A 17,571-nucleotide genomic window follows, 5' to 3' on the forward strand; every position below is an offset into this window, starting at 1 on the left:
GGCCGACTCGTCGACGATCGTCTCGTACGGAAAGGAGCCCCGGTGGACGGCCACCTCTCGCATGTCCTGGGCCTGACCAGTCCGGACGCCCATGTCATGACCGGCTCGTACACCTACAGTGGCTGGAACGTGGTCCACATAGCCGGGACCGGCCTCCTTCACGCCATGATGCCCACCCAGCACGAGGCGGAGCATGCCGCGCTCAATGCCTCCAGCGCCTGGGGCACGGCGCTGCTCGCCTTCCATGTCGCCCACCTCAAGACCGGCGATCCGACATACCTGGACACGCTGAGAGAGCTGGTCGAGCGCTGCCGTACCACCCATGAGGCGTACGCCACCCACGCCTCGGTCTTCGGGATCTGCTCACGTTCCGAGCTGATGCCGGACGAGCTGCTCGCCGGCTATCCGGAGTACGTCCGCTTCCACGAACTCGCCCAGCGGACCGGCCCGGATCCGGAGTCGCGCCCCTACTGGCACAGCGTCGCGGTCGACAGCGCGCTGATGGCGTGCATGCAGACGCCAATCCTGGACCGGCTGGCCGAGTGCGGCTTTGCGGGATTCTCCCCGCCCGCACGGGTCCTGCGCGACTCGGACAGTCCCGACGCCCGTTTCCGCGCCCTGCGCGGGCAGAACAGCGGCCTGTGGACGGAGTTGGAACGGATGCTGGCCGACACCCTCGGCTCCGAAGTGTGGGAGCGGTTGCGGCACACGGCCACCGCCGACATCGAGGGCGTCGGCGCCTTCGGCACCGAGGTCTGGGACCATCTCCAGGCGGTCACATTCAACACGGCGTCCAGCGCGCTGCGCGAACTGGGCTTCGCCACACCGAAGATCGAGGAGATGATGGCGGCCAGTGAGGAGACGTTGAAGGCACTGCGCGGGGTCGTCCCGGAGGCGGAGCGGATCTTCGTGCCGCCCGGTAGTTTCCGCACGGACGCGTTGAGCCTGTTCGAGCTGGAGAATCTCACGCTGCGCACACCCCGCCCGGCCAAGGTCCGGCGCTGGGCCGACCGCGGGGCCACCGCGCTGACATCGGGCGCGTCCCCTCGTACGCATGTGTACGTCTGCGTCCGCTCCCTGGAGCGCCTGCGGGTGCAGTTCGACCTCGACGCCGGCCATCTCACGGACCTCGCCCCCCTCACTCCCGTGGTGGCCGTCCTGGTGCCGGCGGACGAGCGCACCGGGCGCCCGGTGGAGCTCTTCGTCGTCGACGACCCGGGGCAGCTCGCCGAGATCCCGGCGGCGGGCACCGACCTGGGCGTCGTGGTGAACTACTCGCTCGCGTGCAGCCTTCGGGGATCCTGGGCCGCCGCGTGGCTGCCGAGGCTGCGCACGCTGGGCGAGACGACGGCGCTGTTCGACACCCTCCCCCGGCGTACCGTGCCGGTCCTGCTGGAGTCCGGTCATCCGCTGCGGTACGCGCTGATCGCCGTACGTGACGAGGAGCACGAGTCTTTCGTCCTATGTGTGCGGCTGGGCGACGATCCGCTTCTGCTGCTGCCGTGCGGCTTCGCTGCGGGCCAGGCGATTGCGAGTTGGATCCACTACACCTCGGGCGAGCGGCTGCGGTCGGATCTCGCCGTGCTCGGCCGCGACGAGGAGCATCTGGTCCCCGTCGTGGTCGGTCATCTCGTCGGTGAGGAAGCCGTCATCGGCTTCTGGGCGGCCTGACATGGGTACCTCCTCGGGCGCCTTCGACCACGACGGCTGGTGGATCTCCCAGCCCGGCGACGATCCCAGGAGCACGCAGTTCGCGTCGGCGCACGAGTCCCACCACAAGCAGCTGCAGGATTCGACGAGTTACGGCGCTGTCGCACGTGTCTACCACGAGCTGGGCAAGGCCACCGGGCAGGCGCGGTACGGGGAGTCGGCCGAGCTGCTGACCCGGGCGAGCACGAACGTGCAGGAGGCCTTCGCGTCCTGGCTGCCCGCCGCCGCGCTCGCGTGGACGCGCGCCGACCTGGTGCGCGGCTATCCCGAATACGGGCCACACTACGACGCGTTGGAGAGCCTGGTCGGCGGGATCAAGAGCCCCTATCTCCGTTTTCACGCCGCGCACACGCTGTGCCGCGCCTGCATGCAGACGACGGCCATCGCCACCGCGCTCCGCGCCGGTCTGCACAGCTTCTCGCTCGCGGACATCCGTGACCGTGACCTGCCCGACTCCCGGTTCGCGTTCCTCCGCAGACGCCCGCCCAACTGGGAGCAGGCCGTGGCCCTGCTGACCGCCGAGGCGGAACGGGACGAGCGGCTGCACGGACTGATCACCGCCGCATCTCTCTCCGCCGCGCTGTTCGATCCCGCGTTGGAGGACGTGTGGCAGCGGGTCAATCAGGTCATGTACGACACCATCGCGGACGCCCTGCGCACAGCCGGGCTCCTGACGCTGACGCTCGACGAGCACCTCGAACTGACCCCCGCGCTGCTCGCCGCGGCCCACCGCATCGGCGGTCGGCTGGACCTCCGACCTGGCCACCGCAGACGGCAGTCGGAGGTCGCGAGTGTCGTGCTGGGGAACGCGGAGAGCGAGGCGTTCACTGTGGCACCGCCGCTCCTGGCGCGGCTGTTGCCGCGCGGCACGGATCCGGGACTGATGGTGGCCGACCTGACCGACCCCCATCTGTTCCTCACCCACCGCCGAACCGCCGCTCTCGCCGCCAACTACACGATGACGCCGGACTCTTCGCCCTGGGCCGCCGGCATCACCACGGTGGCCCGGCGGACGGTGGTCGAGCCGACGGGACACGTCGTCGAACTGCTGGAGCTCCCCGGCCCCGAAACGCTCACGGACCCGGCGCTCCCGGTGTTCGCCGTCGCTCCTCTGTCCCTGTTCGCCGAACCCCACCTGGCACCCTGGCTACAGGGCTCCTGGCCACGCACCACCGCGCTCCTGCTCGACGTGCCGCTCGCCCCGCACCTGGATCTGTGGCTCAGCCGGCCCGACGCCCGCTTCCACCACGTGTTCCTGCGGATCGAGTCGTTCGGTCGCGTGGTCCCCTTCCTGGTGGGCACGGTCAAGACTCCCGACGAGAGCCTCCCGGCCCTTCTGATCCGACCGCTGTCCCACGCGGGTGTACGGGTGCACAAGGCCGCGTTCGCCGAGATGTACGTCGACAGCCCGGCACTCGTGGAGGACGCCGACTTCCTCGCCGAACGCCAGGAACTGCTGAACCTCAGCCTCGCTCATCTCGCCGGAGAGGAAATCCGTTTCGGCCCGTCGACGACACGGATGCACGACCAGCCGTAGGACGGGTCTGTCAAACGAGCGGTGTAACTGGGGTTGTTGGAGTTACTGACGGGCTGCCGAGAGGCGGCCGTCGAAGGTGATGTCGAAGGCGTTGAGTGCGGTCTTCCAGCGCATGGTCCAGCGGGCTTGTCCCTTGCCGGTGGGGTCCAGGGACGTGATGGCCATGTAGACGCACTTCAATGCGGCCTGCTCGGTGGGGAAATGTCCGCGGGCTTTGACCGCCCGCCGGATCCTGGCGTTGACGGACTCGATCGCGTTGGTGGTGCAGACGATGCGCCGGATCTCGGTGTCGAAGCGGAGGAACGGGGTGAACTCCTCCCACGCGTTCTCCCAGAGCCGCACGATCGCCGGATACTTCCGGCCCCAGGCATCGGCGAACTCGGCGAACCGCTCGAGTGCGGCCTCCTCGGTCGCCGCGGTGTAGACGGGCTTGAGGACGCGGGCGATCTTGTCCCAGTCCTGGCGGGCGGCATAACGGAATGAGTTCCGCAGCAGGTGCACCACGCAGGTCTGGACCGTGGTGCGGGGCCAGACGGCCTCGACCGCGTCAGGCAGGCCCTTGAGCCCGTCGCAGACCAGCATGAGGACGTCGTTCACACCGCGATTCTTGATCTCGGTGAGGATGTGCATCCAGTGCTTGGCGCCCTCGCCGCCGTCGCCCGCCCACAGCCCGAGGATGTCCCGCCGACCCTCGACAGTGACCGCCAGGGCCACGTAAATGGGCCTGTTGGCAACCGCCCCGTCACGGATCTTCACGTGGATGGCGTCAATGAAGATCACGGGATAGACGGCGTCGAGGGGCCGGTTCTGCCATTCGGCCATCCCGTCGAGAACCTTGTCGGTGATCGTTGAGATCGTCTGCCGGGACACCTCGGCCCCATAGACTTCGGCCAGGTGGGCCTGGACCTCACCGGTCGTCAGGCCCTTCGCCGCGAGCGAGATGACCATCTCGTCCACGCCGGACAGACGCTTCTGCCGCTTCTTGACGATCTTCGGCTCGAAGCTGCCTTCCCGGTCGCGGGGCACGGCTATCTCCACCGGGCCGACATCGGTCAACACGGTCTTGGCCCGGGTGCCGTTCCGTGAGTTGCCGCCGTTCTTCCCGGCCGGATCGTGTTTGTCATAGCCGAGATGGTCGGTGATCTCACCCTCGAGAGCGGACTCCAGGAGCCGCTTGGTCAGCTGCTGGAGCAGCCCGCCCTCGCCGGTCAGCTGAAGGCCCTCGGCCTGAGCCCGGCCCACCAGCTCGTCAATCAGTCGGTTGTCCACAGACTTCGCCGGCGCCTCAGACGGCTCGACGGCCTCGGGCTCAGTCACGTTGTTGCTGGTCATCGATGCATCTTCCATGATCGGGAGTTACACCGAACGTTTTACAGTCCCCGTAGGACAGGCGCGGGACCTGTGCGTGCCTGGAATCACGTCCGTGCAGCTCAAGCGGCCTGTTGGTACTCGTGGATCACTCCGCCGAGGCGGTCGTGTCGACGTATGTCGAGGCGAGCGATCTCCCTGGGGCCGGTGATGGTTTCGGGGAGTGCGCGCAGCGGCGCGGCTGCCTGCAGGGAGCGGTGGGTGCGGTGCTCGTTGTAGAACCGCTCGCTCAGGGCATGGCGCAGGTCGTGAGCGTTCCAGATGAGGATGCGGTCGAGGAGCTCGCAGCGGAGGCTGAGCACCCATCTCTCCACAATCGAGTTCATCCTTGGCATGCGGTCGCCGGTGAACACACTCTGGATGCCGACATCGGCGAGGGTCTCGTCGATCAGGGCAGGGTACTTCGCGTCGCGCTCGCGGATCAGGTAGGCGGCGTGCGCGCCCACGTCCTCAAGGTCCATGACGAGGTGCTCGCGCCTGGGTCACTCAGCCCGCGGTGGGGTGCGCGGTGGTACCCAGGACGCGGATGCGGAGGGTTGCGTGCTCGATGACGGCCAGGACGTACTGCCGCTGCCCGGTCAGGGTGATGGTTTCGATGAAGTGAACTGCTCGTCCTCGGCGTGAAAGTGGCGGCGTCCACGGTCTGGGAGATCCTCAAGGACGCCGGGATCCCGCCGGCACCCGAGCGAACGTCCAGTACCTGGGCGGACTTCCTGCGCTCCCAGGCCGATGCCCTGCTGGGAGCGCACGGCGGACGCCGGGCACGACAGCGGCGAGAAGCGGAGTTGAGAGCCGCTCATCACCACCGCGACCGGGGAGAGGGGCTGCGACATACCGGATCTCGAAGGCTCACGCAGGGCGCTGCGTTCCCAGGACCCAGGTGCGTTGCTGGGACTGCCGTAGGGGCAGTGACTGGACGCAAAGGCGGAGCCGTATGAGGTCGCGCGGGTGATCCGCACCATCCAGCTATCCTGCGGTACCTCTCGGACGCGCCGCTGTGCGGCCGGGTGACGGCCGCGACCGACAAGGTGGAGGCGTTCAACGGCTTCAGAGACTGGGTGCGGTTCGGGCAGCGCGGAACGGTCGTGCAGGTGGGGCGATGAGCCGTACCTGCGTCCCGCAGCCGGCCTCTCCGCCGTCCAGCACCGCACTACATCGCCCGCAGTTCCCGCCGAGTCAGCGCGTATCCGAAGGCTCCGAGCAGGGAGAGGCCGGTGGCGACGAAGACCACCCGGCTGCCGAAGGCGTTGACCGCGGCGCCCACCCCGATCACCGACAGAGGGAAGACGGCGAGGCCGCAGAAGGTGACTGCCGCCATGACCCGGGCGAGCAGCGCGGGCGGGGTGTTCTTCTGGATCCCGGTGATGATCAGGACATTGAGCACTGTGCTGGCGCCGCCTGCGACACACAGCATCAGCACCGCGCCCCACAGCCCGGTGAACGGCACCAGGCCGACCGCCGCACCCATCAGAAGGCCGCAGAACACGGCGGGGTAGCCGCGGGAGCGCAGGTCGCCGAGACTCGCGGAGATCAGCCCGCCCAGCAGCGCGCCGCCGGTGAACGCGGCGAGCAGGCCGCCGAGGCCGATCGCGCCGGTGCCGAGGTCGTCGGTGGCCAGGGACGGCAGGGCCACCCGTGTCATGCCGCCCATGGTGAGGTTCGCGGCCACGGTGACGGTGAGCACGATGCGCAGCAGCCGGGACTCGCGAAGCAGACCGGTGAAGTTTCTGGGCACGGAGGCGCGTTCGGCGACGTCCTTCGCCGGGGCTGCCAGTTGGCCCCGGCCGATCATCAGCAGGGTCACCGCCGAGGCGGCGAAGGTCAGTGCGTCGGCGGTGAGCGCCATGGCCGGATTGAGCCAGGCGACCACGGCGCCGGCGATGCCCGGGCCGATCAGGCCGGCGGCGAAGTTGACCGTCTGGTTGAGGGAGTTGCCCGCGTGCAGTTCCTCCTGGGGCAGCAGGCTCGGTGTGATGGCCCAGGCGGCCGGCAGGAACAGTCCTGCGCCCAGGCCGACCAGGCCGCTGAGGACACCGATCAGGAAGAAGCTCTCGACCTGGCAGGCGGCAACTGCGGCCAGCGCTCCGGTGGCGAGCAGTCGGCCGATGTCCGCGGCCATCATCACCCGCCAGGCTCCGAAGCGGTCGGCGAGCACCCCGCCGAGCGGGGTGGCGGCCAGTCGGCACGCCCCGTACGCGGCGACCACCAGGCTGAGCGCACGAGCACCGCCCGCGAAGGAGTAGACGAGCAGCGGGAGCGCGACCAGTTGGAAGGCGTTGCCGAACTCCGAGGTGCCCTGCCCAATGATCAGCAGCCGGTAGCCGCGGAAGCGCAGGGGGAGCAGGCTGATCCGGGGCCGGAAGCGGACAGGCGGCCGAAGGGTCCTGGCGGGGTCAACCATGCACCGACACCGGCAGCGACTCCAGGCCGCGCAGCATGATGGTGTTCCGCCAGGGCAGGGTCGCCTCGTCCGCAGCGAGCTCGATGTGCGGGAAGCGATCGAGCAGTCCGGTGAGGGCGACCTCGCTCTCCAGCTTGCCGAGGAACGAGCCCAGGCACCGGTGCAGCCCCTGGCCGAAGGCCAGATGGCCGGGGTCGTTCCGCTCCAGGATCAGCCGGTCGGGGTCGGTGAAGCGGTCCGGGTCGCGGTTGGCTGCGCCGAGGGACACCAGAACCAACTCGTCCGCAGGGATTTCCACGTCGTCGACGGTCACCGGTTCCTTGGTGAACCGCAGGGTGGCCATGCTCACCGGCGACTCGTAGCGCAGGAACTCGTCCACGGCCATGGGCATCGCCTCCGGGTGGGCGCGCAGCCAGGCGAGCTGATCAGGGTGGTGCAGCAGGGCGAGGGTCGCGGTGCCGAGCAGGTTGACGGTGGTCTCGTGCCCGCCGATCAGCAGCAGGAAGACCATGGAGAAGACCTCCTGTTCGGTGAGCTCACCTCCGTCGCAGGCGCGCACCAGGTCGGTGAGGATGTCGTCCTTCGGCGCGGCCCTGCGGGCCGCCATCAGGTCCCGGAGGTAGTCGCTCATCTCCGTTTTGGCCTCCTCGAAGGAGGTGTCGCCGCCGTGGGTGAGGATCCCCGTCGACCAGGTGCGGTAGGAGTGCAGGTCCTCTGGAGGGAAGCCGAGCAGCTCACAGATGATCATGATGGGCAGCGGAAACGCGAAGTCCATCACGGCATCGAACCGCTCCCTCTCGCGTAATCCGTCCAGGAGGCCGCCCGCGATTCGTCGTACCATCGGGCGCATCGTCTCGACCCGTCGGCGGGTGAAGACGCCCTGGATGAGCCGGCGCAGCCGGGTGTGGTCGGGCGGGTCGCTGTTGAGCATGTGCACCACGTCGGAGCCGAGGGTGACGCCTTGTGCCCGCCGGTCGGCGATCGCCTGGGTACGGCGTACGTCCTGTCCGAATCGCGGATCCTTCAGAGCGGCGGTGACATCGTGGTACCGCGTCAAGATCCACACTGGGAGGCCGTTCTCGTACTCCAGTGCGGAGACCGCGGAGGCGGCGCGGATCCTGGCGAGGGTGGGGTAGGGGTCCCGGATGAACGCTGATATGCGCGCGTCGGCGTCGTCGATCGCAGTCGTCATGAGCATCTCCTAAACAGTGAAGGCCGGGAAGGGCCAGCGGCGCACCCGCATCGGCAGCCACCAGGCGCGCCCGGCGTGCTCGGCGATCAGGCCGGCCCCGGCGAAGTCCCGCCGTACGGCGTCGGGCAGCTCCCCGGCGTTGATGTCCTCGGTGAGCGCCTCCAGCCGATCGAGATGGCCCGCTTCGTCGACGGTGATCAGCTCCAGAGTCCCCGACCGGCGGTCCCGCACCTCCACGAATCCGGGGCCGCGCCGGAAGATGCACTTGCTCGGGAAGTACGTGGCGCGCCAGTCGGTCACGATGCCCTCTGGTGCGCCGATGACGTGTTCGGGCGGATACAGGTGGTGGTAGAGACGTCGCGCGACGCAGCCGTCGTCGCAGACTGCGTCCCACAGCACGGCGAGTCCCCGGCCGGTGGCCTCCCTGATCAGCATCAGGGCATGAGCCGAGTGAGCGGGCGCGTCGGCGCAGAGACGGACGGCCTCCGGCAGCCGGATGCACCGTACGCCCGCGGTGTGGAGTTCGGTGACGGCAGCGCCCGCCGGGGCGCCCAGGGTCCGGGTGCCCAGGTGCATGCCAGGCAGCCGTCGGGCGACCGGGTCGTAGTCGAGCCACATCTCGGCGGCCACGCCGGGGGCCGTGGCCGGGGCGGTCCTGTCAGACGGCTGTGACGGCATCGTGAGCCTCCGGTGTGTCGAAGTCCTCCTCGGCGGGTCCGTGCCGGTGCTCCACCCGCATCAGCAGCTGGTTGTCGGACTCGACGGCGACATGGAGGCAGCTTCCGTGGTCGTGAAAGAGCAGGCCCAGGTCCGACCAGCGCCGGATCAGGGGGGTGACGACCGCCGCGCCGCCGGGGATCCGCGCGGCGAGCGCCGCGGCCGAGCGGGGCCTGCCCAGGAGCCGGAAAAGCGCCAGCTCCACCGGGTCGGTCAACTCGATCACCCGCCAGTCGTAGGCCGGCCTGGTGTTGACGAGCACGATGCGGTCACCGGTGTCCAGGTAGGTGAGCCGACTGTCCGGGTACCGTTGGCGCCAGGTGCCGACCGCCTCGGTGAGGGCGTCGCCGAGATCGGTGCCGATGCCGCGCAACGGGGCGGTGAAGACATAGGCGAGGTCCGCGAGTTCGCCCTCGGGCAGCCGGTAGGTCTCGCGGTACTGGAACGCGGGCCGGGTGATGTCGAAGCCCATCTCCGGCCGGTCGAAGTAGGGGCTGAACCGCTCGATGACGATCCGGCCGGCCGCGGCGGGCGGGTCGAGGTGGTGCAGCAGGGGCATCTGCCGGATGACCGACTCGTAGTCCTCGGGCTCCTCGCCGGGAAAGCCGTAGAGGTAGTTCCAGGACACCGAGACCCCGGCGCTCTGTGCGTCGCGCAGTGCGCGGACGTTCTGGCAGCCGGTCACGCCTTTGTCCATGACGCGCAGCACCCGGGTGCTCAGGCTCTCGATGCCGGGCTGGACCTGCACCGCGCCGGAGTCGGCGAGGAGCTGGAACTGCTCACGGCGGAGGTTGGCCTTGACCTCGAAGTGCAGCCGTAGATCGACAGGGAGGCCGGCGAGCGTCTTCAGCACGGTGTTGAAGTAGCTCATGTCGAGGATGTTGTCGACGACGTAGACGTCCAGGAGCTGGTGGCGCTCGGTGAGGCTGAGCACTTCGGCAAGGAAGTCATCGGGGTGCTTGCTGCGGAACTCCATGGAGGAGCCGTTGAGCCCGCAGAAGGTGCAGTGGTGCTTCTCGCCCCACCAGCAGCCCCGGGAGCCTTCGAGTACCAGCTTGGGGTCGATCCAGTGGGCCGCGGTGGAGGCGTCGAGCCGCTCGAAGAAACCGTCGAAGCGTGGGGTGCGGATGGCAGCGGGCGGCAGCGGACGGGTCGCCATGGCGTTGGCCACCGAGGCGCCTGACGCATCGCGCATGCACAGTCCGGGGATGCCGGACAGGTCCGGCGGCGCGGTCTTGGAGGCGGCAGTGTCAAGGGCGTCGAGCAGCGCGGGAAACGCTGCCTCAGCCTCGCCGCGTACGACGAAGTCGAGGAACGGGAAGTTGCGGTGCAGGGCGGCCCCCTGAGAGCCGTCGCAGTTGGCCCCGCCGAAGACGACCCGGACGCCGGGGCAGGTCTCCTTGAGGAGCCGCGCGGCGGCGAGGCTCGCGGTGTTCTGCTGGAAGGTGGTGGTGAAGCCGATGAGGTCGGGCGGGTCGGTGGCGAGTTCACCGACCAGGCGGGTGATGAACTCCGGGGCGATCGCACGGGCGGCCCTGGCCAGCGCCCGCTGCTCCTCGCCGGCGCCGTTGGCCGCGAGGAACCGGAAGTAGTCGGCGAACTCCGCCGCTTCGGGGCCCGTCCCGTCGTCCGCCGGGTCGTCGCCGTACAGGGCCCCGGCGAACGCCCAGTCGCCCGTGCCCTGGAAGTACGACTTCTCGGAGAAGTAGCTGTAGGCGTCGAGGTCGAATCCGGCCCGCTCCGCCGCCCAGTCGGCGAAGTCCAGGTTGGCGTAGCGCACCTCGACGTCATGGCCGCGCTCGGCGGCAGCCGTGTGCAGGATGCCGAGCGCCAGCGACGGCACGTCGAGCGCCCCCCACGGCATTTGCACCAGAACGATACGCATGAGTGGTCACTTCCGTCGTGGAGCTGCCGGACAGCAGCGGGCACCGGGGCTGCTCGCCTTCCGGTGCCCGGTGCTGCTCCGGGGCACGGTAGGCCCCGGAGCAGCGGTGCTCACTTCTTCTCGGTGGCCTTCGGCTGAGCCTGGGACGGCTTGACCGGGACGGCCTTCGTGACGTCGATCGTGAACGCGGTCACCACCGCGCCACGGTCGCGCTCCGGGGTGCTGATCGGGTCGTTCTGAACGCTGCGTCGCTTCATCGTTCTTCACCTCCTTCCCGGGACTCGTCGGTCATCCAACCGCGGGACGCAGCCGGATGGTCGGGGGTGGGTACCGGCCATGCGCTCTCGGTGAATCGCAGCATGGTGTCGAGCACCAGCGCGTGGTCAGCGCTCCGGCGGCTCCGGTGGCCGCCGTCGACCCAGACCACATCGTGTGGCACTGCGAGGCTCCGGAGTTCCTTCGCGTACCGGTCCACCTGGGCGGGAGGACAACGGTCGTCGGTGGGCGATGCGATGAGCAGCACCGGGGCCCGTACCCGCGCCACGTACGTCATGGGGCAGGCGGCGCGGTACCGCTCGGGGACCTCGGCCGGGCCGCCACCGAAAAGCTCCCGGTCGACGGCGCGCAGGGCGGGGGTCGTGGCGTGGTGAGCCGCCACATAGTCGGCAATCGGGTACGCCGCCATTCCCAGCGACCACAGCTCCGGCTGCGCGCCGAGGGCGAGCAGGGCCAGATAGCCGCCCCAGGAGAAGCCGCACAGACCAGTGCGGTCCGCGACCGCCACGCCCTCGGCGACGAGCGCGGCGCGCACCGCGGCGAGGTCCTCGATCTGCGCCAGGCCAACCCGGTGGCCCCAGTCGTGCTGCCACCGCGTCCCATATCCGGTGGAGCCCCGGTAGTTGGTACGGACCACCGCGTAGCCGGCGCGGGTGAGGAGATCGATCCGCGGGTCATAGCTGTCACGGTCGTGGGTCGCAGGGCCGCCGTGCAGCAGGAACAGCGTGGGCCAGGGGCCGGGACCGGGGGGTGTGGTGACAAAGCTGTGGATGCGCCCGTACGACCGCGGCGTCCACCGCTCGGTGCGGTGCGCGCCGTCCAGAGGATCGAGTTCCGAGCCCGCCCCGGTGCCGGGCGCGCCCGGCCTGAGGACCAGGGTGCGGGGCGGCATCGACTCTCGGCTCCATACACAGTGCAGGGTGCCGTCCGGCGCCGGCGACAGGTCGTGGATGGAGCCGCCGGGCATGGGTACGTCCGTAACCCGGGAGCGGTCCAGGTCCGCCACGACGAGGCGGCTGCGTCCAGCGTGCTCGTGCTGGACGAGGACGCCCCGGCCGGCTCCATGCCAGCGGGCGGAGATCTCCGAGGCGAACGACAGCCCGGGGACGAGGCGGGGGTGAGAGCCCTCGGACGGCCGCCAGGTCGCCACGATGTATTCATTGGCGAGTTCAACGACCAGGAGGAGGTCGGCCTCGCCGTCGGGGTCCGGGCGGAACTCCATGGGCCAAAGCCGCGCCTCCGGCCTCCCGGGCAGCCGGAGGGCGGCGACGGCGCCGTCGGACGGCCACACGAGGACCGCATCGGCACCGTCGGGCTCCCCGGCCAGCGCGAGCAACCGACCGTCCGTGGTCATGTCGACCAGGCTCAGGTAGCCGGGGACGGAGCCCACCAGGCGGGCCGGGCCGGCGGGTGCTCCCACGTAGCAGCGCGAGGTGCCGTCGACGCCCACGCCGACCGCGGCCAGCGAGCCCGTGCGATCGAAGGCAATGCCGTAGGCCCGGCCGCGCGGCACGCCCCTGAGCGCCGGGACCGCGGGGCCGCCTGCGAACGGCTGGCGGCGCCAGATGCCCTCACCCGTGCCGTCGGAGTCGAACCACCAGATGTGGCCGCCGTCCGGTTCGATCTCGCTCATGTCCACGCCGCCCGGACGGGTTGTCAGGACCCGCCGCCGGTCCGCGGCGATGTCCCAGGCGACCGCCTGCAGCCGACCATCGACGAGCTGTGTCTCGACCGCGCGGCCAGGGTGCAGCGTGGCAAACCCGGGGGCCTGAACGGCGTTCGACACAAGCTTTCCTCCGGTCGGGACGCGGGATTCAGAATTCGCAGGGTGCAGCGATGGCCGCAGACCGGTGGAAAGACGGATTCCGCTATGGCGCAGACACTGGAAAGGGAGCGTGACGGCGACCGATCAGCCGGGAGAGCGTGCGCTGTTGACAGAACAGGGCGGAATGCTGCTCTTACGGATCTCGGGTCGTGCTCTTCAAGACGTGCTTGCCAATAGGGCGCGTATCATGCCGCGCCCATGTCATGCAATCGATACGCTTACATGAGGAAGGAAGCAGAAACGGCTAAGCGGCACAACAATTTAGGGTGACCTCGTTAAGCAATCAAGTAGCCCACGGACAAATGGCCGAGATGGCGCTCCTTAAGGGGCCGCCGCGCCACACTGCCCTCATTCCGCTCCGGGCATCAGGTGGTGGCGCTAACCCTCCCTATGACCGGGCTTGCGGCCTACGGTAGGCCCAGGCGCGATTCCGGATGCGAAAACGGATACGCGGCTGAGTTTGCCACCGCATGGCCGGATCCTCCGCTGCTGTCGAGCAACGCACCTTCAACCCCAGTGCCTCCACACCTGCCATGCGGCCTGACCCTGCTCTTGCCGAATATCTCATCCACGCAGGTGGGATCGGGTTTCGGCGTTGACCGAGGCCGATCGAGTCGCCGGTATCGCGCGGCTGGTGGTCGCCCCGGCATGATGGCCGGCCGTGCTGCTGCGACTGGCCCATCTGCGTGTGACGAAGGTGTTCGCCCTGCTGCGGTTGCTGCCGATGAGCCGCCATGGCAAGGACGCCCAGATCCTCGCTCTTCGCCTTCATCGGGGTACTGGAGCGCCAACTCGACGGCCGGAGAGTGCGGTTCGTCATCACCGCACGAGTTGCTGGACCGCACCCTGTTCTGGAACCAGCACCATCTGCTCCAGGCCTCGCGCGAGTTCGAGCAGCACCACAACTCCCACCGGCCCCACCAGGGCATCGCAGGCGCCCGACCACTGGACGCCCTGCCCCCACCGATCACCGATTCGGAGCAGCTCACCCACCTCGGCATACGCCGACGTGACCACCTTGGTGGCACCCTCCACGAGTACCGGCATGCGGCCTGAACTGCACGGACGGAGTTCTCGGCGAGTGCAAGGTCGGCTGAGAGCGTGTTGTCGCAGCCATCCTCCTCCGGCTCAAGCCACGATGCGTCAGTCGCCGGCGCCGAGGCCTCCGGCGACAACCAGTTCGCGACTGGTGAACTCGCCGGTGAGCATGGGCATAGCGGCAGCGATCGCTTCCCTGGCCTCGGGCAATCGCAGGGATGCGTCGTGGTGGTCCTTCGATTCCCAGACCTCCGTGACCACGATCGTGTCCGGGTCATCGTTGGCCAGGCCCACCACGTAGCTTCTGCAGCCAAGCTCGCGGAGACTGTCGGCTCCGGAGAGCAGGATCGCAACCACGTCGTCGCGCATGCCGGGCTGGGTCTTCATCGAACCGATGTAGCCATAGGCCATGTCATGCCGCCTTCGTCGGAGTTGCTTCTACGCGGCACCATCATGACCGCCCTTCAGTAGACGCCACCGCTGACCACTGCTCCGATAGCCGCGCCCATGCACATCGGGCAGTTGCCGGATGGATAGGAGAAGTCGGTGGGGTCGTTGTCTGCGTAGTCGTACGGAGACTGGTTGGGGTTGTCGGCGGACGCCGGGACCGGGTCCTGTGTGGTGAAGCGGTGTTATGCCGTGGCTACGTAGGAGCGGTCGCGTAGTTGGAGGCGGTCGGGGATGTACTGGTCTTCGTACTGGACGGTGTAGCCGTAGGGGTGGAGACGCGACGGGGTGCGCACGCGGTCAGCCAAGCCCTGGCCGGGAACGCTGGAACGTTCGGGATGAAGACGAAGCGGCCCGCAGGCTGCCAAGGCCGAGCCGCCTGTTTCCGCTCAACGCCGACGCATGAGGCTCGACGGGTATTGGTACACGTACTTGACCGAGAACTCCGCATCCCGCTCGATGCCCCGCCGTTTCTGGGTGAATGTTGGGACGGAGGTACCCGTTCGCAGGTCGCCGAGTGACCTGTTGGGTGACGGCATCCGACGGAGGGGAGACCGGGCTCATGGAAACGCGGCCCGCAGGGCGGGACCGAGAGCAGAGGGACAGTACCCGGTGACGGGGGATCCGAGGCTGTCTGTCTACCGCGCCCAGCATCCCCGGCTGGCCGGGTACGTCGGCCGGCGGGTCCGCAACGAGGCGGCCGTGGCGGACATCTGCCAACAGGTGTGGGTGGCGTACTTTCGCCGCTCCTGGCAGGGATACACGGACGAGGTGGCGCCTCTCTTCGTGATCGCCCGGCGCCGGATCGCCGACTGGTACGAGGAGGCTGGACGCGCCGCGGACCTGCCAGGGGACGCGTTTTTGTACGAGACCCTCGACCGGGGCCGTGACGACGAGCAGGCGGAGAGCGACCGCGCGAACATCCGCGTCGACCTCCAGCAGGCCCTGACCCGGCTGACCGAACGGCAGCGCCAGGCGGTAACCCTGCGCTACATCGACGGACTGGACCGGGGCACCGCGGCCGCGCTGATGGGCATCGGCGTGGACGGCCTGAAGAAGCTGACCTCGGCAGCCGTACGCGAACTGAGGTCCATGCCCGAACTCCAGGATTACCTCCACTCCCCCGGCCCAGGAGCAGCCGCTTCCCTCGAACAAGGGGCATCCCGATGACGCACGACCCCACCACGCCAGGCCCCGTACCCGTCGGCGACGCCCGGTCGGCAGAGGCCCGGATCGAGGAGCTCCTCACCCAACTGGACGCTCCCCGTCCGGCGTTCAGCGACGGCGAACTCCTTGCCGGCTTCCATGCGGTGACCGAGCAGCTCGACACCCGTGACGGTCCGGATGAATCGCGCGACGACCTGGACACGCGGCGGGCGGAGATCGGGGCCGACGCCTACGCGCTCGGAATGGAGTACTCGGCACGCAAGGACTGGGAGCGGGCCACCCGCTGGCTGCAGTTGGCTGCCCGCTCAGGGGTCGCCGACGCCTCCTACGAACTGCAGACCTTCCGCCGCCGACGCGCCACCAGCAACGTCATCGGCCCGGCGCACGCCCCTGACAAGAGGTGGGAAGAGCCCGCCTCCCGGCTGGCCCGGCTACGCCGCGGCTTCGTACGGCTCCACAACGCCGAGAGCCTGGCACACACTCTGAAGTCGATCTCGGACGGGGCGGTGCAGGACCTCGATTACCGCGTGGCCTGTTTCAACCTGGTGCGTCCCGACGGGGACCTGGTCGTGGTGTCGGTGGCCGGCGACGAGACAGCCGAGGCGTTCCTGACCGGCCGGGTGGGACCGCGGGCGGCGTGGGACGCGCGGCTGTCGATGGGCGAGCGCTGGGGTGACGTCGTGTTCGTCTCGCACCAGATCGGCTGGACCGCCGACGGGGACGGGGTGCCGGCGTGGCGGGCTGGGGCGGGCGGAGATCCGGCACCAGGCGCCTGGCACTACGAGGACCGCCTCTTCGCCGAGGTACGCGCCGACACCGGCGCTCTGCTCGGTGTGCTGTCGGTGGACCTGCCCCGCAACGGCCTCCTGCCGGGCCCCTGGGAACGCGAGGCGCTGGCGCTGTACGCCCGCGAGGCAGGTCTGGCTCTGGCCGCCGCGCGGCTGCGCGCCGCCGCCGAGCGGGCTCGAGTCCGCTCGGAACAGGAGAACGGCCCGCTACCGGTGAGCGAGGCGCGGGTGCACCGGGCCATGGAGCACTCTCCCCGGCCGATGGCGCTGGCGGAACTGCCGCCCGAACAGTCGAGCCGACTCCTTTACGCCAACGCCGCCCTGTGCCGGATGCTGGACCGCGCACCAGCCGCCCTGCGTGAATTCTCTGTGGAAGACCTGGTCCACCCGGACGACCTCGCCACCTGGCTGCGGATGTCGCTGAGCCGGGACACCGGCCGCATTCGGCTGGCCCGGCGCGACGGTTCCTACGTGACGACATCGGTCAGCGCCGTTCCCGTCACCACAGGCGACGGCAGGACTCCCCCCGGCGGACCGGGCACGCGGGCCCCGCTCCCCCGCCTGCTGATCACCCTAGACCTGCGCCGCCCCGACCGGCCCGACGGTCGTCCCGCACTGGCCCGTGATCCGCTCACCGGGGCCGTGACCGGGTCGGCACTCCGCTCCGAGCTGCGACGGCTGCGCGCAACGACCGGGACGGACGGCCCCGCCATGAGCCTCGCCCTGCTGTCGTTCGGCCTCGACGACTTCACCCAGCTCAACGCTGCGCACGGACCCGAGACGGGCGACGCTGTGCTGGTGGAAGTCGTCCAGCGGCTGACCGGGCTCACGCTCCCCGGGGACGTAGTAGCCCGGGTGGGCGGGGACGAGTTCGTGCTGCTGGCGCCAGGACGGACATTCCAACAGGTCGAGGAATTGGAGCCACGCGTCCTGGCCGCGCTCGCCCACCCGGTGCACGTCGGCGACGTCGCCGTGCAGCTGTCCGCGAGCGTGGGGCGCGGCTGGGCCCGGGACGGCATGACAGCGGAACAGCTCCTCGACACAGCCGACCAGGACATGCACTTCGCCAAAATCCTCCGCAAGACGGTACGGCTGTCATACACCAGCTGAGCCGCCGCCGGAGTAGACCACGAGGAGAACCCCGGAGGGGAGCCAGTTCTCCTCGTGCCGCGGGTGCCGCCGCTGCGGGGGAGCGGCGGCACCCGCCTGAAGAGGGTCGG

General features: G+C 69.5%; 14 protein-coding genes and 1 pseudogene. 6 read left to right on the forward strand and 9 right to left on the reverse strand.

The annotated features are described in order from the left end of the window. The first annotated feature begins 42 nt into the window (after positions 1-42). Together OG241_RS05855 and OG241_RS05860 are read left to right on the forward strand one after the other, a co-directional pair. A complete protein-coding gene (locus OG241_RS05855) occupies positions 43-1,671 on the forward strand; it encodes a hypothetical protein (RefSeq protein ID WP_405814068.1) in 1,629 nt (542 codons plus the stop codon). A gap of 1 nt (position 1,672) precedes the next feature. Continuing rightward, positions 1,673-3,247 (forward strand): hypothetical protein, encoded by a 1,575-nt coding sequence (locus OG241_RS05860; protein WP_405814069.1) that lies wholly within the window; start codon positions 1,673-1,675, stop codon positions 3,245-3,247. A gap of 42 nt (positions 3,248-3,289) precedes the next feature. Here OG241_RS05860 and OG241_RS05865 read toward each other — a convergent pair whose 3' ends face one another. Both OG241_RS05865 and OG241_RS05870 read right to left on the reverse strand, forming a co-directional pair. After that, positions 3,290-4,579, reverse strand: a complete 1,290-nt coding sequence (locus OG241_RS05865; RefSeq protein ID WP_405812607.1) for an IS256 family transposase — start codon at positions 4,577-4,579, stop codon at positions 3,290-3,292. 98 nt (positions 4,580-4,677) lie between these two features. Next, positions 4,678-5,076: an integrase core domain-containing protein gene (locus OG241_RS05870; RefSeq protein ID WP_405814070.1), complete on the reverse strand. Its 399-nt coding sequence runs from the start codon at positions 5,074-5,076 to the stop codon at positions 4,678-4,680. A 141-nt stretch (positions 5,077-5,217) separates the two neighbouring features. On the opposite strand from OG241_RS05870, the pseudogene OG241_RS05875 reads away from it, so the two are divergent. Next, positions 5,218-5,355, forward strand: a pseudogene (locus OG241_RS05875) (IS481 family transposase); the annotation flags it as partial. A 410-nt stretch (positions 5,356-5,765) separates the two neighbouring features. Here OG241_RS05875 and OG241_RS05880 read toward each other — a convergent pair. From OG241_RS05880 to OG241_RS05905, 6 genes are all read right to left on the reverse strand, one after another. Continuing rightward, positions 5,766-7,016 carry an MFS transporter gene (locus OG241_RS05880; RefSeq protein ID WP_405814071.1) on the reverse strand — a complete coding sequence of 417 codons (1,251 nt, stop codon included), beginning with the start codon at positions 7,014-7,016 and terminating at the stop codon, positions 5,766-5,768. Beyond that, complete coding sequence (locus tag OG241_RS05885) at positions 7,009-8,208, reverse strand: cytochrome P450 (RefSeq protein ID WP_405814072.1); 1,200 nt, start codon at positions 8,206-8,208, stop codon at positions 7,009-7,011. The genes OG241_RS05880 and OG241_RS05885 overlap by 8 nt, the downstream gene beginning before the upstream one ends. Positions 8,209-8,217: 9 nt before the next feature. Beyond that, positions 8,218-8,886, reverse strand: coding sequence for a DUF5825 family protein (locus OG241_RS05890; RefSeq protein ID WP_405814073.1), 669 nt, complete (start codon positions 8,884-8,886; stop codon positions 8,218-8,220). Continuing rightward, entirely contained in the window at positions 8,867-10,810 is a 1,944-nt protein-coding gene (locus tag OG241_RS05895) for a RiPP maturation radical SAM C-methyltransferase (protein WP_405814074.1), read from the reverse strand. The genes OG241_RS05890 and OG241_RS05895 overlap by 20 nt, the downstream gene beginning before the upstream one ends. Positions 10,811-10,920: 110 nt before the next feature. Continuing rightward, positions 10,921-11,067: a hypothetical protein gene (locus OG241_RS05900; protein ID WP_405814075.1), complete on the reverse strand. Its 147-nt coding sequence runs from the start codon at positions 11,065-11,067 to the stop codon at positions 10,921-10,923. Further along, positions 11,064-12,872, reverse strand: a complete 1,809-nt coding sequence (locus OG241_RS05905) for an alpha/beta hydrolase family protein (protein ID WP_405814076.1) — start codon at positions 12,870-12,872, stop codon at positions 11,064-11,066. The genes OG241_RS05900 and OG241_RS05905 overlap by 4 nt, the downstream gene beginning before the upstream one ends. A gap of 870 nt (positions 12,873-13,742) precedes the next feature. Between OG241_RS05905 and OG241_RS05910 the strand changes: the two genes are divergently transcribed. Beyond that, a complete protein-coding gene (locus OG241_RS05910) occupies positions 13,743-13,967 on the forward strand; it encodes an integrase (protein ID WP_405814077.1) in 225 nt (74 codons plus the stop codon). 87 nt (positions 13,968-14,054) lie between these two features. On the opposite strand, the gene OG241_RS05915 is transcribed toward OG241_RS05910, so the two are convergent. Then, positions 14,055-14,360 carry a putative quinol monooxygenase gene (locus tag OG241_RS05915; RefSeq protein ID WP_405814079.1) on the reverse strand — a complete coding sequence of 102 codons (306 nt, stop codon included), beginning with the start codon at positions 14,358-14,360 and terminating at the stop codon, positions 14,055-14,057. Positions 14,361-15,008: 648 nt separating this feature from the next. Between OG241_RS05915 and OG241_RS05920 the strand changes: the two genes are divergently transcribed. Both OG241_RS05920 and OG241_RS05925 read left to right on the forward strand, forming a co-directional pair. Further along, on the forward strand, positions 15,009-15,566 hold the full coding sequence (locus tag OG241_RS05920; RefSeq protein ID WP_405814080.1) for an RNA polymerase sigma factor: 558 nt from the start codon (positions 15,009-15,011) through the stop codon (positions 15,564-15,566). After that, positions 15,563-17,461: a diguanylate cyclase domain-containing protein gene (locus OG241_RS05925; protein WP_405814081.1), complete on the forward strand. Its 1,899-nt coding sequence runs from the start codon at positions 15,563-15,565 to the stop codon at positions 17,459-17,461. The genes OG241_RS05920 and OG241_RS05925 overlap by 4 nt, the downstream gene beginning before the upstream one ends. The last annotated feature ends 110 nt before the right edge of the window (positions 17,462-17,571 follow it).

Origin of the sequence: Streptomyces sp. NBC_01390 (assembly GCF_045040105.1) — a bacterium.
Taxonomy (GTDB): Bacteria; Actinomycetota; Actinomycetes; order Streptomycetales; family Streptomycetaceae; genus Streptomyces.

Excerpts from the sequence above, each read along its gene's own strand:
- OG241_RS05860 (WP_405814069.1), top strand. The coding sequence starts at position 1,673 with ATGGGTACCTCCTCGGGCGCCTTCGACCACGACGGCTGGTGGATCTCC.
- OG241_RS05865 (WP_405812607.1), bottom strand. The coding sequence starts at position 4,579 with ATGACCAGCAACAACGTGACTGAGCCCGAGGCCGTCGAGCCGTCTGAG.
- OG241_RS05870 (WP_405814070.1), bottom strand. The coding sequence starts at position 5,076 with ATGGACCTTGAGGACGTGGGCGCGCACGCCGCCTACCTGATCCGCGAG.
- OG241_RS05880 (WP_405814071.1), bottom strand. The coding sequence starts at position 7,016 with ATGGTTGACCCCGCCAGGACCCTTCGGCCGCCTGTCCGCTTCCGGCCC.
- OG241_RS05885 (WP_405814072.1), bottom strand. The coding sequence starts at position 8,208 with ATGACGACTGCGATCGACGACGCCGACGCGCGCATATCAGCGTTCATC.
- OG241_RS05890 (WP_405814073.1), bottom strand. The coding sequence starts at position 8,886 with ATGCCGTCACAGCCGTCTGACAGGACCGCCCCGGCCACGGCCCCCGGC.
- OG241_RS05895 (WP_405814074.1), bottom strand. The coding sequence starts at position 10,810 with ATGCGTATCGTTCTGGTGCAAATGCCGTGGGGGGCGCTCGACGTGCCG.
- OG241_RS05900 (WP_405814075.1), bottom strand. The coding sequence starts at position 11,067 with ATGAAGCGACGCAGCGTTCAGAACGACCCGATCAGCACCCCGGAGCGC.
- OG241_RS05915 (WP_405814079.1), bottom strand. The coding sequence starts at position 14,360 with ATGGCCTATGGCTACATCGGTTCGATGAAGACCCAGCCCGGCATGCGC.
- OG241_RS05925 (WP_405814081.1), top strand. The coding sequence starts at position 15,563 with ATGACGCACGACCCCACCACGCCAGGCCCCGTACCCGTCGGCGACGCC.